The 15465-nt window shown below is 71.6% G+C and carries 17 protein-coding genes and 1 tRNA gene; 7 read left to right on the top strand and 11 right to left on the bottom strand.

The window, feature by feature from the left end; translation table 11 throughout:
- Window positions 1-19: 19 nt before the first annotated feature.
- Both ACUN0C_RS01710 and ACUN0C_RS01705 read left to right on the top strand, forming a co-directional pair.
- Complete coding sequence (locus ACUN0C_RS01710) at window positions 20-1105, top strand: DUF2218 domain-containing protein (RefSeq protein WP_445464579.1); 1086 nt, start codon at window positions 20-22, stop codon at window positions 1103-1105.
- Between the two features lie 167 nt (window positions 1106-1272).
- Entirely contained in the window at window positions 1273-2481 is a 1209-nt protein-coding gene (locus ACUN0C_RS01705; protein ID WP_445464578.1) for an MFS transporter, read from the top strand.
- A 42-nt stretch (window positions 2482-2523) separates the two neighbouring features.
- On the opposite strand, the gene arsH is transcribed toward ACUN0C_RS01705, so the two are convergent.
- The 6 genes from arsH to ACUN0C_RS01675 form a co-directional block, all read right to left on the bottom strand.
- A complete protein-coding gene (arsH, locus tag ACUN0C_RS01700) occupies window positions 2524-3264 on the bottom strand; it encodes an arsenical resistance protein ArsH (RefSeq protein ID WP_445464577.1) in 741 nt (246 codons plus the stop codon).
- Window positions 3261-4370 carry an ACR3 family arsenite efflux transporter gene (gene arsB / locus ACUN0C_RS01695; protein ID WP_445464576.1) on the bottom strand — a complete coding sequence of 370 codons (1110 nt, stop codon included), beginning with the start codon at window positions 4368-4370 and terminating at the stop codon, window positions 3261-3263. Before arsB ends, arsH begins: the two co-directional genes overlap by 4 nt.
- 93 nt (window positions 4371-4463) lie before the next feature.
- Window positions 4464-4895 (bottom strand): arsenate reductase (glutaredoxin), encoded by a 432-nt coding sequence (gene arsC / locus ACUN0C_RS01690; protein WP_445464575.1) that lies wholly within the window; start codon window positions 4893-4895, stop codon window positions 4464-4466.
- A complete protein-coding gene (locus tag ACUN0C_RS01685; protein WP_445464574.1) occupies window positions 4892-5413 on the bottom strand; it encodes an arsenate reductase ArsC in 522 nt (173 codons plus the stop codon). The genes arsC and ACUN0C_RS01685 overlap by 4 nt, the downstream gene beginning before the upstream one ends.
- On the bottom strand, window positions 5406-5762 hold the full coding sequence (locus tag ACUN0C_RS01680) for an ArsR/SmtB family transcription factor (protein WP_445464573.1): 357 nt from the start codon (window positions 5760-5762) through the stop codon (window positions 5406-5408). The genes ACUN0C_RS01685 and ACUN0C_RS01680 overlap by 8 nt, the downstream gene beginning before the upstream one ends.
- A 62-nt stretch (window positions 5763-5824) precedes the next feature.
- Window positions 5825-6205, bottom strand: coding sequence for a carboxymuconolactone decarboxylase family protein (locus tag ACUN0C_RS01675; RefSeq protein ID WP_445464859.1), 381 nt, complete (start codon window positions 6203-6205; stop codon window positions 5825-5827).
- 197 nt (window positions 6206-6402) lie between these two features.
- Between ACUN0C_RS01675 and ACUN0C_RS01670 the strand changes: the two genes are divergently transcribed.
- Window positions 6403-6891, top strand: coding sequence for a hypothetical protein (locus ACUN0C_RS01670; protein WP_445464572.1), 489 nt, complete (start codon window positions 6403-6405; stop codon window positions 6889-6891).
- On the top strand, window positions 6888-7016 hold the full coding sequence (locus tag ACUN0C_RS01665; RefSeq protein ID WP_445464571.1) for a hypothetical protein: 129 nt from the start codon (window positions 6888-6890) through the stop codon (window positions 7014-7016). Before ACUN0C_RS01670 ends, ACUN0C_RS01665 begins: the two co-directional genes overlap by 4 nt.
- Window positions 7017-7020: 4 nt before the next feature.
- Here the strand turns inward: ACUN0C_RS01665 and ACUN0C_RS01660 are convergent.
- From ACUN0C_RS01660 to hemC, 5 genes are all read right to left on the bottom strand, one after another.
- A tRNA-Thr gene (locus ACUN0C_RS01660) sits at window positions 7021-7096 on the bottom strand.
- Between the two features lie 99 nt (window positions 7097-7195).
- Window positions 7196-8983 carry a heme biosynthesis HemY N-terminal domain-containing protein gene (locus ACUN0C_RS01655; protein WP_445464570.1) on the bottom strand — a complete coding sequence of 596 codons (1788 nt, stop codon included), beginning with the start codon at window positions 8981-8983 and terminating at the stop codon, window positions 7196-7198.
- Between the two features lie 10 nt (window positions 8984-8993).
- Window positions 8994-10904, bottom strand: coding sequence for a hypothetical protein (locus tag ACUN0C_RS01650; protein ID WP_445464569.1), 1911 nt, complete (start codon window positions 10902-10904; stop codon window positions 8994-8996).
- Between the two features lie 100 nt (window positions 10905-11004).
- Complete coding sequence (locus tag ACUN0C_RS01645; RefSeq protein WP_445464568.1) at window positions 11005-11754, bottom strand: uroporphyrinogen-III synthase; 750 nt, start codon at window positions 11752-11754, stop codon at window positions 11005-11007.
- The gene (gene hemC, locus ACUN0C_RS01640; protein WP_445464567.1) at window positions 11754-12689 is read right to left on the bottom strand and encodes a hydroxymethylbilane synthase; all 936 of its coding nucleotides are present in this window, start codon (window positions 12687-12689) and stop codon (window positions 11754-11756) included. Before hemC ends, ACUN0C_RS01645 begins: the two co-directional genes overlap by 1 nt.
- A gap of 75 nt (window positions 12690-12764) precedes the next feature.
- On the opposite strand from hemC, the gene tsaD reads away from it, so the two are divergent.
- From tsaD to ACUN0C_RS01625, 3 genes are read left to right on the top strand one after another with little or no spacing between them, the layout of a single operon-like run.
- Window positions 12765-13868, top strand: coding sequence for a tRNA (adenosine(37)-N6)-threonylcarbamoyltransferase complex transferase subunit TsaD (gene tsaD, locus ACUN0C_RS01635; protein ID WP_445464566.1), 1104 nt, complete (start codon window positions 12765-12767; stop codon window positions 13866-13868).
- Window positions 13865-14863 carry an NAD(P)H-dependent glycerol-3-phosphate dehydrogenase gene (locus ACUN0C_RS01630; protein WP_445464565.1) on the top strand — a complete coding sequence of 333 codons (999 nt, stop codon included), beginning with the start codon at window positions 13865-13867 and terminating at the stop codon, window positions 14861-14863. The genes tsaD and ACUN0C_RS01630 overlap by 4 nt, the downstream gene beginning before the upstream one ends.
- Before the next feature lie 16 nt (window positions 14864-14879).
- Window positions 14880-15302 (top strand): EVE domain-containing protein, encoded by a 423-nt coding sequence (locus ACUN0C_RS01625; protein ID WP_445464858.1) that lies wholly within the window; start codon window positions 14880-14882, stop codon window positions 15300-15302.
- Window positions 15303-15465: the final 163 nt, after the last annotated feature.

The raw sequence follows: 15465 nt of genomic DNA, 5'->3' as shown, positions 1-15465 counted from the left end.
CCAAACCCGGAGAACTCCCATGCAGAGCCCTCGCCTCCATGCCGATACGAGCATCGCGGTCGCCGCCCCGATCGAGATCATGAACCGGCTGCGCGAGCATTTCGTCGAGCACGGCGCGGTCACCGGCACCGACGCGGCGTGGCGGGTGGACTTCACGATCGGTTCGGCCGTCGCCGAGGCCCGGCCGGACCGGATCGAGGTCCGCGTCGAGGCCGGCGACACCACCTCGCTCGCCTATCTGCAGTGGGGCGTGGCAGAGCACGTCTGCGAATTCGCTTTGGGCGAAGCGCCGGAGATCGTCTGGCGCGGCGGGACGACCCCCGGCGCGCCGCTCCCCTATTTCCGCGAGATGACGGTGGTGGAGGCGCGGCAGGTCACGCCCCGGATGCGGCGCGTCACGCTCGCCGGCCGCGACCTCGCCCGCTTCGCCCGCCACGGCATGCACGTCCGCCTGCTCCTTCCGCCGGCGCGCGGCGTGAGGCCGGTCTGGCCGGTCATGGCTGCCGACGGACGGCAGGCCTGGCCCGAGGGTCCGCGGCCCGTCTCGCGCGTCTACACGATCCGGCGGATCGACGTGGCGCGCGGTCTCATCGACGTCGATTTCGTCCTGCACGAGGGAGAGGAGACGCCCGGCGCCACCTTCGCGCTCGAGGCGGCCGAAGGGGCGGCCGTGGGGATGACCGGGCCGGGCGGCGTGGAGCTGCCGGACGCCGGCACCTACGTCCTCGCAGGCGACGAGACGGCGCTGCCGGCGATCTCGCGCATGATCGAGGAGATGCCGGCCCGAAAGCGCATCGTCGCGCTGGTCGAGATCGCGGACGGGTCCGAACGCCAGGAGCTGGAAGGCCGGGCGGATCTGGAGCTGCACTGGCTCTCACGCGACGGCCGGCCGGCCGGATCGACCACGCTGCTGCAGGATGCGGTCCGCGGGGTCCTGCCGGGACTGCGCGACGAGCCGGTCTTCGTCTTCGCCCGATGCGAGCAGACGGCCGCACGCGCGCTCCGCGCGCATCTGCGCGGGCCGGTCGGGCTCCCCCGCACGGCCTGGTCTGTCGCCGCGTACTGGCGGCGCGGCGCACCCGGCGACACGGATCTGGACGAATGAGGCCGCGGTCGCGACAGAATCCTGATGAGAGAACGGCTTCGTCGCGCGGCGGGCTTTCGTGATCCGTTTCGCCGGGGCATCATCGCACGCCCCTGTGGACGAGTCGCGACCGTGCCGATCAGCTCACCGGCAGGAATGCCGAAAGAACACGACCCGACGGCCCAGGCATGGTGAACGGCGTCGCATCACCGCCGGGGCCGATCCCGGGACCGCGCGCCGTGGCGACCGAGGGACAGGCGCTGGCGCTCACCTTCGGGTCGAGCGTCGCGGTCGTCGGCGGTGCCTCGCTGCTCTATCCGGTCCTCACCGTCATCGCTGCCGATCTCGGTGTCCGGGAGGAGGAGATCGGCTACGTGATGGCCGCCTTCTTCATGCCGGCCATCCTGCTCTCGCCCGTCTTCGGCGTCATCGCCGATCTCCACGGCCGGCGCCGCGTGCTGATCTTCGGGCTGGCCCTCTTCGGCATCGCCGGAAGCGCCGCTGCGCTCGCGCCGGACTACGGCTGGGTGCTCGCGCTCCGCGCACTGCAGGGCGTCGGCATGAGCGCCATGTCGCCGCTCACCATCGTCCTCATCAGCGACCTCCTGCCGGCGGAGCGCGAACTTCACGGCCAGGGCATGAAGGTCGTCTTCGACCGGATCGGCATGATCTTCCTGCCCGTCGTCGGCGGCGGGCTCGCCCTCCTGACCTGGCGCGCATCCTTCCTCGTCTTCGCCCTGACGATCCCGCTCGCCGTCATCGCCTATCTCCGCATGCCGGAAACCGTCGGGCCGGGCACCGACACCCTTGGCCCCTACTTGCGAAGAACCCTGCTGGCGGTGCGCCAGCCGCGGCTGGTCACCGCCTACGGCACCGGCTTCCTCCGCTTCTTCCTCGATACCGGCCTCTACACCTACCTTCCACTGCTGCTCGCGCTGCGCTACCAGACCTCGCCGGCGATCGCCGGCCTGCTCGTGGCGATGTCCGCGGCGGGCTCGATCGTGACCGCAGCCAGCATCGGGCGGTTTCGGCACGTCCGGGCGGAGTGGATGCTTGCTGCCGCGTTCCTCGCAAGCGCCGTGGCCATCGCGGCCATCGCGTTGCGCGCGCCCCTTCCCGCCCTGTTCGGTGCTGCCTTCCTGTTCGGGCTCGGCAACGGCGTCATCTCGCCGCTGCAGAAGAGCCTGCTGACGCAGCGGACGGAGTCGACCCTGCGCGGCGCGGTCGTCTCCGCCGACCGTGTCATCCAGCAGGTCGGGAAGTCCATCGCGCCGGTCCTGATGGGGCTCCTGCTCGTCGCCGGGCCGATCGAATGGGTGTTCTGGTCGCTCTGCCTCGCCAGTTCCGCCGGCGCGGCGATCCTGCTCGCGAGCGAGCGGGCGACCCGGGCGGCGTGACGCCGCCGGCACTCCGGCCGGCCCTGACGCCGAAGGGGGATTTCAGATAGAGGCGACCAGCCTGCTCGCCTCGCTCTCGGCCTTGAGTCCCACCGCACGGCGCTCGCTGTAGCGGCTGGTGAGATAGGCGGAGTGGTCGCGCGTCAGGAGCGTGAACTTGACGAGTTCCTCCATCACGTCGACGACGCGTTCGTAGAGCGGCGAGGGCTTCATCCGCCCCGCCTCGTCGAACTCCTGGAATGCCTTCGGGACGGAGGACTGGTTGGGGATCGTCACCATCCGCATCCAGCGCCCGAGCAGCCGCAGCGTGTTGACCGCGTTGAAGCTCTGCGAGCCGCCGCTCACCTGCATGACAGCGAGGGTGCGCCCCTGGGTCGGCCTGACCGCGCCAACGGAAAGCGGGATCCAGTCGATCTGCGCCTTCATGATGCCGGAGATGGCGCCGTGCCGCTCGGGGCTGACCCAGACCTGGCCCTCCGACCAGTTCGAGAGATCGCGCAGTTCCTGCACCTTGGGATGCGACGCGGGTGCGCCATCGGGGAGCGGCAGGCCGGCCGGATCGAAGATGCGGGTTTCGCAGCCGAAGCGCTCCAGGAGCCGCGCCGCCTCGAAGGCGAGCAGGCGGCTGTAGGAGCGCTCGCGGAGCGAGCCGTAAAGGAGGAGGATGCGCGGCGGATGCGTCACGCCGCCTGCCGGCACCAGCGCCCGCCAGTCCGGCACGAGGAGAAAGCGTTCGTCGAGCGCCGGGAAGACGTCGTGGTCCGGAAGGTCGCGGCCCCTCATGGCGCCGCCTCGGCGACGGTCCTGCCCGTCCGGCGCTCGGCGAGCGCGCGCCCGAGGCTTTCGGGGAAGTATCTGCGCCCCAGCCAAAGCGATACCGAGACGAGGCTGATCAGGACCGGCACCTCGACGAGCGGCCCGATCACGGTCGCGAACGCCACCGGCGAGGCGAGGCCGAAGCTCGCGATCGCCACCGCGATGGCGAGCTCGAAATTGTTGCTGGCAGCGGTGAAGGCGATCGCCGCGGTGCGCGGGTAATCCGCGTCGATCAGCTTGCCCATCGCGAAGCTGATCACGAACATGACGAAGAAATAGATGGCGAGCGGCACCGCGATGCGGAGCGCATCCACCGGGAGTTCGAGCACCATCCCGCCCTTGAGGCTGAACATCGCGACGATCGTGAAGAGCAGCGCGGCGAGCGTCATCGGCGCAATCCGGGGGAGGAACGCCGTCTCGTACCAGGCTTCCCCCTTGCGCGCGACGAGCCAGCGCCGGGTCAGGAAACCGGCCAGGAACGGGATGCCGAGATAGATGAGCACCGCCTGCGCGATGGTCCAGACGCTCACGTCGATGACGCTGCCCTCGAGCCCGAAGAGCGGCGGCAGCACGGTCAGGAAGAACCAGGCGTAGATGCTGAAGAACAGGATCTGGAACACCGAGTTGAAGGCGACGAGGCCCGCGACGTACTGGTTCGAGCCGCAGGCGAGCTGGTTCCAGACGAGCACCATCGCAATGCAGCGGGCAAGCCCGATCAGGATGACGCCGGTCATGTATTCCGGGTGGTCGCGCAGGAAGATCACCGCGAGTGCGAACATGAGCACCGGGCCGATCACCCAGTTCTGGACGAGCGAGAGGAGGAGCACGCGCTTGTCCCGGAACACCAGCGGCAGCTCCTCGTATCGGACGCGGGCGAGCGGGGGATACATCATCAGGATGAGCCCGATCGCGATCGGCACGTTGGTGCCGCCGACGGACATCGCATCGAGCGCGCGCGGCAGGCCGCCGATCGTCGTTCCGAGCAAGACGCCGAGGGCCATCGCGGCGAAGATCCAGACCGTGAGGTAGCGGTCGAGGAAGGAGAGACGGCGGGCCGGGGCGGGTGCTGACATGGGATCACTCTGATTTCTTGCCGGAAGATCGGCTCCGGCGGCGATTTCTTGCCGGACGGACGGCTCCGGGCGGTTCGGAGGAGACGGTTCTGCTCAGCCGAGGCGCTGCCCGTCCGATCCAACCACGCGCTCGCCGTCCTCCTTCGCAAACGCGCCCTGCTGCGGGGCCGGAAGGATATCGAGGACGGTTTCGGACGGCCGGCAGAGCCTCACGCCGAGCGGCGTCACCACGATCGGACGGTTGATCAGGATCGGGTGGTCCATCATGGCATCGACGACCCGGTCGTCGGACAGGCCCGGATCGTCGAGCCCGAGCTCCTGGTACGGCGTGCCCTTCTCGCGCAGCAGGTCGCGCGGCGTGATGCCCATCCGCTCGACGAGCGAGACGAGCATGGCGCGGCTCGGCGGCGTCTTCAGGTACTCGACGACGTGCGGCTCTATGCCGGCATTGCGAATGAGGCCGAGCACGTTGCGCGACGTGCCGCAGGCCGGGTTGTGGTAGATGACGACGTCCACGGCGCTCATGCCGAGCGGCGCTCCGGCGTGCGGTCCATTTCGCCGATCTCGGCGAGCTTGCGCGTCAGCGCGATGCGGTCGAGGCTGCGGATCGGCAGGTTGACGAAGATCGAGATGCGGTTCGTCAGCATCCGGCACGCCTCTGCGAAGGCGAGATGCTTCTGCGCCTCCGTGCCTTCGGCCGCCGCCGGGTCGGGAATGCCCCAGTGCGCGGTCATCGGCTGGCCCGGCCAGACCGGGCAGGTTTCGCCCGCCGCGTTGTCGCAGACGGTGAAGACGAAATCGAGCTCCGGCGCGCCGGGCCGGGCGAACTCGTCCCAGTCCTTCGAGCGGAAGGCGTCGGTCTCGAAGCCGAGGCTGCGCAGGAGCTCGATCGTATAGGGATGGACCTCGCCCTTCGGGTGCGAACCCGCCGAATAGGCCTTGAACCGGCCCCGGCCGTGACGGTTGAGGAGCGCCTCGGCGATGATCGATCGGGCGGAATTGCCGGTGCACAGGAACAGGACGTTGTAGCGGTGGTCATCCATAGTCGGCCTCCACGGGGGAACAGCACGGAGCAAGGTCGCTGATGAGCGGGGCGCAGACGTCCGGGCGGCCGCCGCAGCATTCCTTGAGCAGGTATCCCGCGAGCTCGCGGAAATGATCGAGCCGCGCGCGGTAGATGATCGTGCGGCTGTGTCGCTCGGCGCCGATCAGCCCCGCGCGCGCAAGCACGGCGAGATGCGTCGACATCGTGTTGTGGGGAACGGCCAGCCGCCGGGCGATCTCGCCCGCGGGGACGCCTGCCGGCTCCTCGGCGACGAGCATGCGGAACACGTCGAGGCGGGTCGGCTGGGCGAGCGCCGCAAGGGCCAGGATGGCATCTTCCTTGTCCATCTGTCGATCCTAATCGACAGATGGACAATATGCAACGGCCAGGTAAGCGCGGCGGTTCGCCTTCAGCTCGACCCGCGATTGATCGCCACGCCTCTCTCGGTCAGCTCGGCAATGACACTGTCGAGATGATGATAGGCGGTGTTGGTCACCGGCAGGCCGCAATAGACGGCCTGCTGCAGCAGGATCTCCTTGATGTCGTCGAGCGACATGCCGTCGGCGAGCGCGGCGCGGAGATGCATCACGAACTCCTCCCAGCGGCCGAGCGCCATCATCGTCCCGAGCACCAGGATGCGCCGGGTGCGGTGGTCGAAATGAGGGCGGGTCCAGATCTCGCCCCAGGCATAGCGCGTCGCGAGATCCTGGAACTCGCGGTTGAGATCGGTGGTCCGGGCGACCGCGCGGTCGACATGGGCGTCGCCCAGGATCCTGCGCCGCACCGCCATTCCCGCCGCATAGGTGTCGTCGCTCAACTTCGCACTCCCTCTTCGCGTGTCTCTCGGCCCGCCGGCTCCGCACAGAGCGGAGCTCACCGTTTCTGCCACGGCGGCGGGGCGTGCCACAACGAACTCGAGGAGCGGGTGCCGCCGCCGTTATCGTCTTCGAAAGGTCGGGACGGCAGGCTTGCCGGACGTTGCCGAGGGTGTTGGACGAGATGGACTATGTCACGCGGCATGAGCCGCCGGAGACGCGAAGAGCCAAGGCCCAGGGCGGGGTCGAGGCGCGGCTGACCGAAGCCGCCGTGATGCTTGCGATGGCCAGCTACATCCTCGACAGCGCATCCGAAGCGACCGTCTCCATCCATCCCGACGGCGAACACGCGAAGCGGTTCGACATACCGGCCTGGCTGCGCCGGGCCGGGTTCGAAAAGAGGGAGAGCCTCGGCAGGACGCCTTATGGCGGCACCTATCGCCGCGGGTTGGAGACGGTCGTCGTCAACCCGCGCTCCGGTGTCGGCGACCTCGTGGGCGTGGTCGACGGCCGGATCGTCGTGATCGAATGCAAGGGCGGCACGATCAACAGCACCCATGCAGGGCAGCTGTCACGGCTGCGCAGCGGACTGTGCGAAGCGGTGGGCCTGCTGATGGCGCGACCAGACGACGGAGCCCGGGAGATCGCAGCGGTCCCTTGACCGCCGAGACGGCGCGTCTGGCGGCCCGCATGGCGCCACGATGCAGCCGCGCGGGGATCGAGATCGCGCTCGTCAGGGACGACGGCACGATCGTCTGGGCGCACGAGCGCGGGGTGCAGGGCTGAGGGATGGTGCCGCATGCCGGACTCGAACCAGCGACCCTCGCATTACGAATGCGATGCTCTACCGACTGAGCTAATGCGGCCTCGGGCGCCCTCATACTAGGTGGGGCGCGCCGGGGCAAGTGCAACGGCGCGACGTTCGGCGCCTGGACGGACCTGCGCGCCGGACGTGAGCCGCGGCGTCAGAACAGCCGGAAACGCTGCGGCTCGCGCCGGTCCTCCTCGTCCTCCGAGACGCCCGGATCGTCCGGCGGGCGGGTCGGGAAAACCGGCTCGGCCGCATCCGGTGCACCCTGGACGGACGCTTCGGGCGAAGGCTCCGGCGATGCCGCATCCGGGGATCTGGAGGCCCCGTTGCCTGCCGGGGCCGTGCCGCGCGCAGGTTCCGCCTCGACCGGCTCCGGCTCGATGTCCTCGACGGCTCCGGACGGCTCGGCGGCCGGAGCGAAACTCGGCTCGGGTGCGGACGCGCCCGGCGCGGCGTCCGCCATCGCGGCCGCCGGAAGCACCACGGCGACAGGCGCGGCCGCGGCAGCCGCCGCCGGAGCGGCAACCGGGGCGGAGGCCGGTGGAGCGGAGGGGGCGGCGGTGGGATGGTCCGGCGCGACCGGCACCGGGAGCGCCGCGGGCGCGGGCGCCGCCGGCTCGAGGTCGGCCTCGTCGATGTGGAAGCGCTCCGGGCCGGCGAGGCTTTCCACGGGCACCCGCCATTCGACGGCGTCGAGGCGGCCGGTCACCGGCGACGCCGGCGCCCAATCGTCCAGCACCACGCCGTCGGCGATCCAGGCCGGATCGCGGGGCGCATGGACGGCGCGGGCGAGCCATTCGCGCGCCCGGCCGCGGTCGCCGGTCTCGGCCTCCTCGAGCTCCGCCATCAGGATGAGAGCGTTCTGCGTCGGCCGCGTGCGGATCACCGGCAGAAGGGCGTCGCGCGCCACCTGCCAGTCGCGCGCATCGATGGCCGCACGCGCCAGCGCCAGGCGCCCGACATCGGCCTGCGGCCGCATCTTCTGCAGTTGCTCGACCCGGTTTAGACGGTCGCGCGCGGAATCGCCGGTGCGGACATGGGCATATGCCTCCGCGAGCTCGGGGTGCGGGGTTTCGCGCCAGGCGGTCTCCAGCACCTTGCTCGCCCGCCTGATTTCGCCCAGGCGCGACAGGACCCGTCCAGCGACGACGGCCGCCGGCACGAAATCCGGGGCGAGGTCGTGGGCTTCCAGCGCATACTGCCTGGCCTTCTCGGGATCGCCGGCCTCGTCCTCCATGGCGAGCGCCGTCAGGAGCACGGCGCGCAGCCGCCGGCTCGCCTTCTTCTCGAGGACGCGGCTGTCGGAATAGGTCGAAAGCGTCGCGAGCGCGCCCTCCCAGTCGCCCTCCGCCGCCTGGTGCCGAAGCAGCGCACGGCCCGCCCAGGCGGTCGTCCCGGAGGTCTGTCGCGCCAGTTCGGCGTAGTGGCGCGCGGCCTCCTGATCGCCGTGGCGGTCGGCCTCGATGTAGAGGCCGCGCAGCCCGACCACCCGGGTCGCGGGGTCGTCGGCCATCGCGACGAAAGCGCTGTGGGCGGCGGAATCGTCGCCCTTGAGCTGTGCAGTCTGCGCGGCAAGGAGCCGCGTGAGCGGTGCGCCGGGCAGGCGCTTCGTGGCCTCCTGCGAGGCCCGCTCCGCAGTGCGGACATCGCCGGCGGCGACGGCCAGAAAGCCGTCGGACCAGGCGTTCCGCCCACGCTCCTGACGCCCGACCCGCCACGAGCGCACCGCACGCGCCGGCGCCCTGAGGAGGAACCGGAGGACGAGCGTCAGCACGACCGCGACAGCGACAACGAGCAGGGTGGCGAGCGCCGCAATGGCGAGGTCGACCGCATAGGTCTGCGATCCGACCGTGACGGCGAGCTCGCCCGGCGTCTCGCGCAGCCATGCGAAGCCGAAAACGATCGCGAAAAGGACGACGACGAGAAACAGGAACCGGATCATGCGACGTCCTCTACCCGGCCGAACCGCCGAGGCGTGTCAGAATATCGGAACGCAGCCTTTCGGCGAGCGCGAGCCCGTGCACGCGCGCCTCGAGGGACGCCGCCCACTCGGCCGAGGCGCTCCGGGCATCCTCGGGCAGGGTCCGCCATTCCTCGAGTGCGGTGCCGGCGTCGTCCCTCTGGAGCGCATCCCTAATGCGGGAGACCGTCGCCTGCGGATCGTCGCCTTCGACCGGCTCCGCCGGGCGGACCTGGACGACGCGCCGGGCCCCGGCGAGGATGCGGTCGAGCGGGCCGGCATCCGACGGCGGCTCCTCGGGCCGGGTGAGATCGGCCGCGACCGCCTCGAACGAGCGGCGCAGCTCGTCCGCGGTCGGCAGCCCCTCGGCCGCCTGCTGCGAAACCGCCTCGTCGGCGGCGTCGACGACGCCGGCATTCCGCGCCGCCTCCAGCTCGGACGCGAAGGGGCGGCCGGATTCCAGAGCGCTCGCCAGGAGGTCGGCAGCAAGCGCCGGTGCAAGGGCACCCGCCCGCCGCGCCTCGTCCCTGAACCCGCCAAGCTCCGTCTCGAGCGCCGTCAGCCGGTCGGCCTGCGCCAGCCCGCCGATCTGCGCCTTCACCCCGTCGAGGTCGCTCTGCAGCGCATCGAGGCCGCTCTGCAGCGCGCCGTCGCGCTCGGTCGCCTGCCGGAGTTCGCCGCGCAGGTCCTCGATCGCGGACTGCAGGCCGGACAGGTCGACGGGAGGGCGGTTCTCCAACGCCGCAATCCGCTCGCCGAGCCCGCCGGTTTCGCCACGGAGCTCGTCGAGCGCCGCGCCGGCGGCAGCACCTCCGACCTCGGCGCGAAGCTCGTCGAGGGCCGTGCGGAGATCGGCGATCTGCGGCTCCAAGTCCGGGGCGGCGGCGGCGGTCGGCGCCTGCTGCGCCTCGGCCTGAAGCTGGTCGAGCCGCCCGGCGAGGTCCTGCAATTGCCCGGCGAGGGCCGGATCGCCCGCGGGTGCGTCACGCAACTGCCCGACGGCATTCTGCAGCCCGGCGATCTCGCTCCTGATCTCCTCCAGGCCCTCGGTCTGCGGCTGAGCGATCGTCTCGCTCTGGGCGGCAGATTGCGCCCGAAGCTCGGCAATGTCCTGCCGCAGGCCGGCAATCTCTTCCCGCTGCCCGGTCAGATCCGTGCCGGAGCGCTCCAGGAGCCAGGCGCCTCCGAGTGCCGCGGCGGCGCCCAGCAGCGCGGCGGCGAGAAGGGACAGGAAAGAAGGGGCGCCGCGCCGGGGAGCGGCTTCGGCCGGTGCCCGAGGCGGCGGAGGCATCTCGGAGGCGACCGGACGGTGCACGTCCTCCGCGCTCTCCGCCGTCAGGCCGGCCTCCCGCGGCTCGCCGGGACCGGCAGCCGCCGCAAGGTCGGAGTCCGGCCCTATCTCGTCCGCGTCCGAGCGCAGGCCTTCGGCGGACGCGGCAGGCTCTTCCGGAGGCACGTCCGCCGTTCCGGCCCCCGCGAGGACAGCGTCCGAAGGCGTGGCGATCTGGTCCCCCGGCTCGGCTTCGTCCCGCGCCTGCTCCGCAGGCGAAGCCGGCACGGCTTCTGCGGAAGCGGCCGGCTCGGGCTCGGCGTTCAACGCCGTCTCGCTCTCCGGTTCCGCCGAGGCAGCCGGCTCGCCGGATTGCGCCTCAACGGGGGGCGCCTCAACGGTCGGCTCATCGGCCGGAGGTGCCGCGGGCGGCACGAAGCCGCCCTCCGCAACGGTTTCCGACGTGGGCGCGCCGGCGGTGGCCTGGTCCTCGGCCGGCGGGACGGGTTCCTCGGCGCCCGGAGCGCTGCCGGCGCTGCGGCTCACATCCTGCGCATCAAGGTCGATGATGACCGGCGGCCGGCTGCCGCGGGAGCGGGAAGAGCCGGATCGTCCCCTCGTCTGCTTGGCCAAGATCGTCTCCGTGAACGCGGGAGGCGCGGGAGAGGGCCCGCACCGGGAACTCGCTCTACATTGCGCGAAGGCGCACGGCTGGCAAGGCGAAGCAAGCCATTCAGTCGGGGTGCGCGGGAGTGCCGCCGCGCTTTTCATCCGCCTCGAGAAGCGCAAAGAGGCTCGGCTGGTCGGGACGCGCCGCAATGCGGATCGGCCCCTCGGCGATCGGCCGCAGCGGTTCGGCGACGGCGTCCGACAGGCAGTAGCAAGCGACGGACGCAGCAAGCGGCGTGACACGGTCGGCCCGGGCCGCGAGCGCAAAGGCGGACGCGCTCCGGCGCGAATAGAGGAGGATGCCGTCGACGGCGCCCGCCTTCAGCGCCTCGACGGCGGCAGGCGCGAGACGCCGCTCGGCCTCGGCATGGTAGACGACGCGGTACTCCACGTCGAAACCGAACGCGCCGAGCCGACCCGCCAGATCGACCGACACCTCCTGCCCGGCGGCATAGAAGAGTGGACCGGCGCGCGGGTCGAGCGCATCGGCCACCAGCGCAATCAGGTCTTCGGCCGACCCGCCGGCCGAACGGGGTGCGGCGAAGCCGGCCCGCTTGGCCTCGACCGCCGTCTGGTCGCCGACGGTGAAGGTCGGGAGGCGGCGCAGACGATCGGCGTCGGCGCGCCCGGCGAGCGCGTGCACGGCGTTCCCGCTGGTCAGCAGCACGGCCTGGAAAGGGCGGACCGGCAGGCGGAGGTCCGTGGCGGGACGGATCGTCAAGGCGGGGGAAAGGATGACGCTGTGGCCGAGCGCCTCGAGCGCGCGCGCGGTGCGGCTCGCATCGGGCTCCGGGCGCGTCAGCACGAGGCGCATCAGGCGATGCCGAGGGCCGCAAGAAACGGCTTCGGGGCGCGCCCGCGGAGGGCGAAGCCCGCCTCCTCGCCGATCTCGGCGGAGGCTGCCGCCGGACCGCTGCGGTCGATCTCGTAGAACTCGCGGCCGTCCGTGGAGAGGATCACGCCCCGAAATTCGAGCCTGTCACCATCAACCTGTGCGTAGCCGGCGATGGGTGTCCGGCAGGACCCGTCGAGCACGCCGAGGAAGGCGCGCTCGCAGGCCACCGCAAGCGCCGTCGCGCGATGATCGATGCGGGCGAGCCGGCGGCGCGTCCGCTCGTCGTCCTCGCGGCACTCGATCACCACCGCGCCTTGCCCGCAGGCGGGTGGGAAGGTTTCCACCGGCAGGCGCGCGGCGATGTGCTCCTCGAGGCCGAGGCGCTTGAGCCCCGCACAGGCGAGCAGCGTCGCGTCGAACTCGCCGGCCTCGACCTTCCGCAGCCGCGTCGGGACGTTGCCGCGCAGCAATTCCACCTTGAGGTCGGGCCGCGCGCGGCGGAGCAGAGCCTCCCGGCGGAGCGAAGCGGTGCCGATCACCGCGCCCTGGCGGAGATCGTCGATCGCCTTGGCGCCCGCGGCTACGAGCGCGTCGCGGACGTCCTCGCGCTCGAGATAGGCGGCGAGGATGAGGCCGTCGGGCAGGACCGTCGGCATGTCCTTCGCCGAATGGACGGCGACGTCGATCGAGCCGTCGAGCAGCGCCTCCTCGATCTCCTTGGTGAAGAGGCCCTTGCCGCCGGCCTCCAGGAGCGCCCGGTCCTGGATGCGGTCGCCGGAGGTCCGGATGACGACGATCTCGTAATTGTCCGCGGGGAGGTCCTCGGCGGCGGCGAGGCGGCTGCGGACGGTCTCCGCCTGCCAGAGCGCCAGCCGGCTGCCGCGGGTGCCGATCCTGATAGGTCCCGTTTGCAACGATCCATCCCCGGGTGTTAGGAGCCCGCCAAAGCCATGCGGCCGAACCCCTAGTCCCTGGTCCCCACGAGCGCAATGACGGCGTCACCGCAACAGCGCCCCGCCCTCACGGTGCTCGGCATCGAGACGAGCTGCGACGAAACGGCGGCCGCCGTGGTCCGGCGGAGCGCGGGCGGGTCGGGCGAGATCCTGTCGAACGTGGTGCTGAGCCAGATCGAGGACCATGCCGCGTTCGGCGGCGTGGTGCCGGAAATCGCGGCGCGCGCCCATGTCGACGCGCTCGACGGCGTGATCGCTGCCGCAATGCGCGATGCGGGCCTCGACTGGGCAGGTCTCGACGGGATCGCGGTGACGGCCGGTCCAGGCCTGATCGGCGGCGTGCTGGTGGGACTGATGACGGCGCGGGCCGTCGCTGCCGCGCGCGGGCTGCCGCTCCTGCCGCTCAACCATCTCGAGGGGCACGCCCTGACGGCGCGGCTGACCGACGGCGCCGCCTTCCCGTACCTGCTCCTGCTCGTCTCCGGCGGTCACACGCAACTCGTCGCGATCGAGGGCGTCGGCCAGTACCGGCGGCTCGGGACCACCATCGATGACGCGCTCGGGGAAGCCTTCGACAAGGCGGCCAAGCTCCTCGGCCTCGGCTATCCGGGCGGGCCGGCGGTGGAGCGGGCGGCCGCCCCGGGCAATCCGGCGCGGTTCGCGCTGCCGCGCCCGCTCAAGGGCACGCCGAACTGCGACTTCTCCTTTTCCGGCCTGAAGACGGCGCTTCGCCTGCAAGCCGAGGCGCTCGCCCCCCTCGCCGAGCAAGACGTCGCCGACCTCTGCGCCGGCTTCCAGGCGGCCGTGACCGACGTCCTGACCGACCGGGTACGCCGCGCAATCCGGTCGATGCGCGCGGACGGCGTGCCGCCGACGGCATTGGTGGCCGCCGGCGGGGTGGCCTCCAACGCAACGATCCGCAGAGGCCTCGACCGCGACAGCGCATCCGAGGGCCTGCCGTTCCTGGTGCCGCCTCCGTCGCTCTGCACGGACAATGCCGCGATGATGGCTTGGGCGGGTGCCGAGCGCATGGCAGCCGGGCTGCTTCCTGAACCCGCCGTTTCGGCGCGGCCCCGCTGGCCGCTCGACGAGGCCTCCGACCCCGCCGTGGGCGCCGGGCGGCGGGGCGCGCGGGCATGAGCGGGGCGGTTACGGTCGCCGTCATCGGGGGCGGCGCCTTCGGCACCGCCATGGCCTGTGTCGCCGCACGTGCCGGCCACCGCGTCTTCCTCCATGTCCGCAACCGGGCGGATGCCGCGATGCTCGCGAAGCGGCGCGAGAACCCGCGGCTACCCGGCATCCGCATTCCCGACGCGATCCGCCCGAGCGGGGACCTGGCCGCCAGCGGCGAGGCCGATCTGTGCCTGATCGCCGTTCCGGCGCAGGAGACGCGCGCGGCGGCGAAAGCCCTTGCGCCGCATCTCGCCGGCGGGACCCCCGTCATCGGCTGCGCGAAGGGGATCGAGCGGGCGACCGGCCGCCGGCAGATCGAGATACTGGCGGAATGCCTCCCCGCCTGCCCGCCGGGCGTGCTTTCCGGCCCCGGCTTCGCCGCCGAGATCGCGCGCGGGTTGCCGACAGCGGTGACGATCGCGGCCGGTGACATCGCGCAGGCGCACCGGCTTTGCGCCCTCCTCCAGGCCGACGGCTTCCGGCCCTATGCCTCGGACGATCCGGTCGGCGTGGAGATCGGCGGGGCGACGAAGAACGTGCTCGCGATCGCATGCGGCGTGGTGGCCGGGCGTGCGCTCGGGGAGAGCGCGCGCGCCGCGCTGATCGCCCGCGGACTGGCGGAGATGACCCGCCTCGGCGTCGCCCTCGGCGGCAAGGCCCAGACCTTCATGGGGCTGTCGGGGCTCGGCGACCTCGTGCTCACCGCGACGAGCGCGCAGTCGCGCAACATGCGCTTCGGCATGGCGCTCGGGGCCGGCCGCTCCGTCTCGCAGCTCCTTGCCGCGGGCGAGCCGCTCGCCGAAGGCGCCTACACCGCCGCCATCGCCGCACGGCTTGCGCGGGACCACGGGGTGGAGGCGCCGATCATGTCGGCCGTCGCCGCCGTCATCGAGGGACGGTTCACGATCGACGACGCGATCGAGGGGCTGGTGAACCGGCCGCTCAAGGCCGAGGCCGGCTGACCGGAAGGGGGACATGTTGGGTTACTGGTTGTTCAAGTCGGAGCCGGAAAGCTGGTCGTGGGAGCAGCAGAAGGCGAAGGGCGCTGCGGGCCAGGAATGGGACGGCGTGCGCAACTATCAGGCGCGCAACTTCATGCGCGCCATGCGCATCGGCGATCGCGGCTTCTTCTACCATTCCAACAAGGAGCGGGCGATCGTCGGCATCGTCGAGGTGGCCGCCGAGGCACATCCCGATTCGACAGACACCACCGGCACCTGGGAGTGCGTCGACCTCGTTGCGGTCGCCGACATGCCGATGCCGGTGACACTCGACACGGTGAAGGCGGAGCCGGGCCTCGCCGGGATGGTGCTGGCGAAGAACTCCCGTCTCTCCGTGCAGCCGGTGACGGACGAGGAATGGCGCATCGTCTGCCGCATGGGCGGGCTGGACGCGGGGTGACCGCTGCAGGGCCCGCAGACGGCGCCTCACCCTGAGCAAGGGCGCTGCCCGAGCGGCCGGACGCGCTGACGAAGAGGTCCCTTCGCGCAGGTGGCGACGGGCTGACGCCGGTCCGGTACGCCCAAAGAAAATGGCCGGCACGCGTGCCGGCCAGGCGAAACGG

This window comes from Faunimonas sp. B44 (assembly GCF_052655945.1).
Note: the sequence above shows the minus strand (reverse complement) of the source record. Positions and strands in the feature narration are given on the sequence as shown.

Bases quoted from the DNA above. Each gene is read 5' to 3' on its own strand.
- arsC (WP_445464575.1), bottom strand. From the start codon at position 4,895: ATGAGCGCCGTGGACGTCGTCATCTACCACAACCCGGCCTGCGGCACG.
- ACUN0C_RS01630 (WP_445464565.1), top strand. From the start codon at position 13,865: ATGAGCGGGGCGGTTACGGTCGCCGTCATCGGGGGCGGCGCCTTCGGC.
- ACUN0C_RS01645 (WP_445464568.1), bottom strand. From the start codon at position 11,754: ATGCGCCTCGTGCTGACGCGCCCGGAGCCCGATGCGAGCCGCACCGCG.
- ACUN0C_RS01710 (WP_445464579.1), top strand. From the start codon at position 20: ATGCAGAGCCCTCGCCTCCATGCCGATACGAGCATCGCGGTCGCCGCC.
- arsH (WP_445464577.1), bottom strand. From the start codon at position 3,264: ATGAGGGGCCGCGACCTTCCGGACCACGACGTCTTCCCGGCGCTCGAC.
- ACUN0C_RS01675 (WP_445464859.1), bottom strand. From the start codon at position 6,205: ATGGCGGTGCGGCGCAGGATCCTGGGCGACGCCCATGTCGACCGCGCG.
- tsaD (WP_445464566.1), top strand. From the start codon at position 12,765: ATGACGGCGTCACCGCAACAGCGCCCCGCCCTCACGGTGCTCGGCATC.
- ACUN0C_RS01655 (WP_445464570.1), bottom strand. From the start codon at position 8,983: ATGATCCGGTTCCTGTTTCTCGTCGTCGTCCTTTTCGCGATCGTTTTC.
- ACUN0C_RS01705 (WP_445464578.1), top strand. From the start codon at position 1,273: ATGGTGAACGGCGTCGCATCACCGCCGGGGCCGATCCCGGGACCGCGC.
- ACUN0C_RS01680 (WP_445464573.1), bottom strand. From the start codon at position 5,762: ATGGACAAGGAAGATGCCATCCTGGCCCTTGCGGCGCTCGCCCAGCCG.
- arsB (WP_445464576.1), bottom strand. From the start codon at position 4,370: ATGTCAGCACCCGCCCCGGCCCGCCGTCTCTCCTTCCTCGACCGCTAC.
- ACUN0C_RS01685 (WP_445464574.1), bottom strand. From the start codon at position 5,413: ATGGATGACCACCGCTACAACGTCCTGTTCCTGTGCACCGGCAATTCC.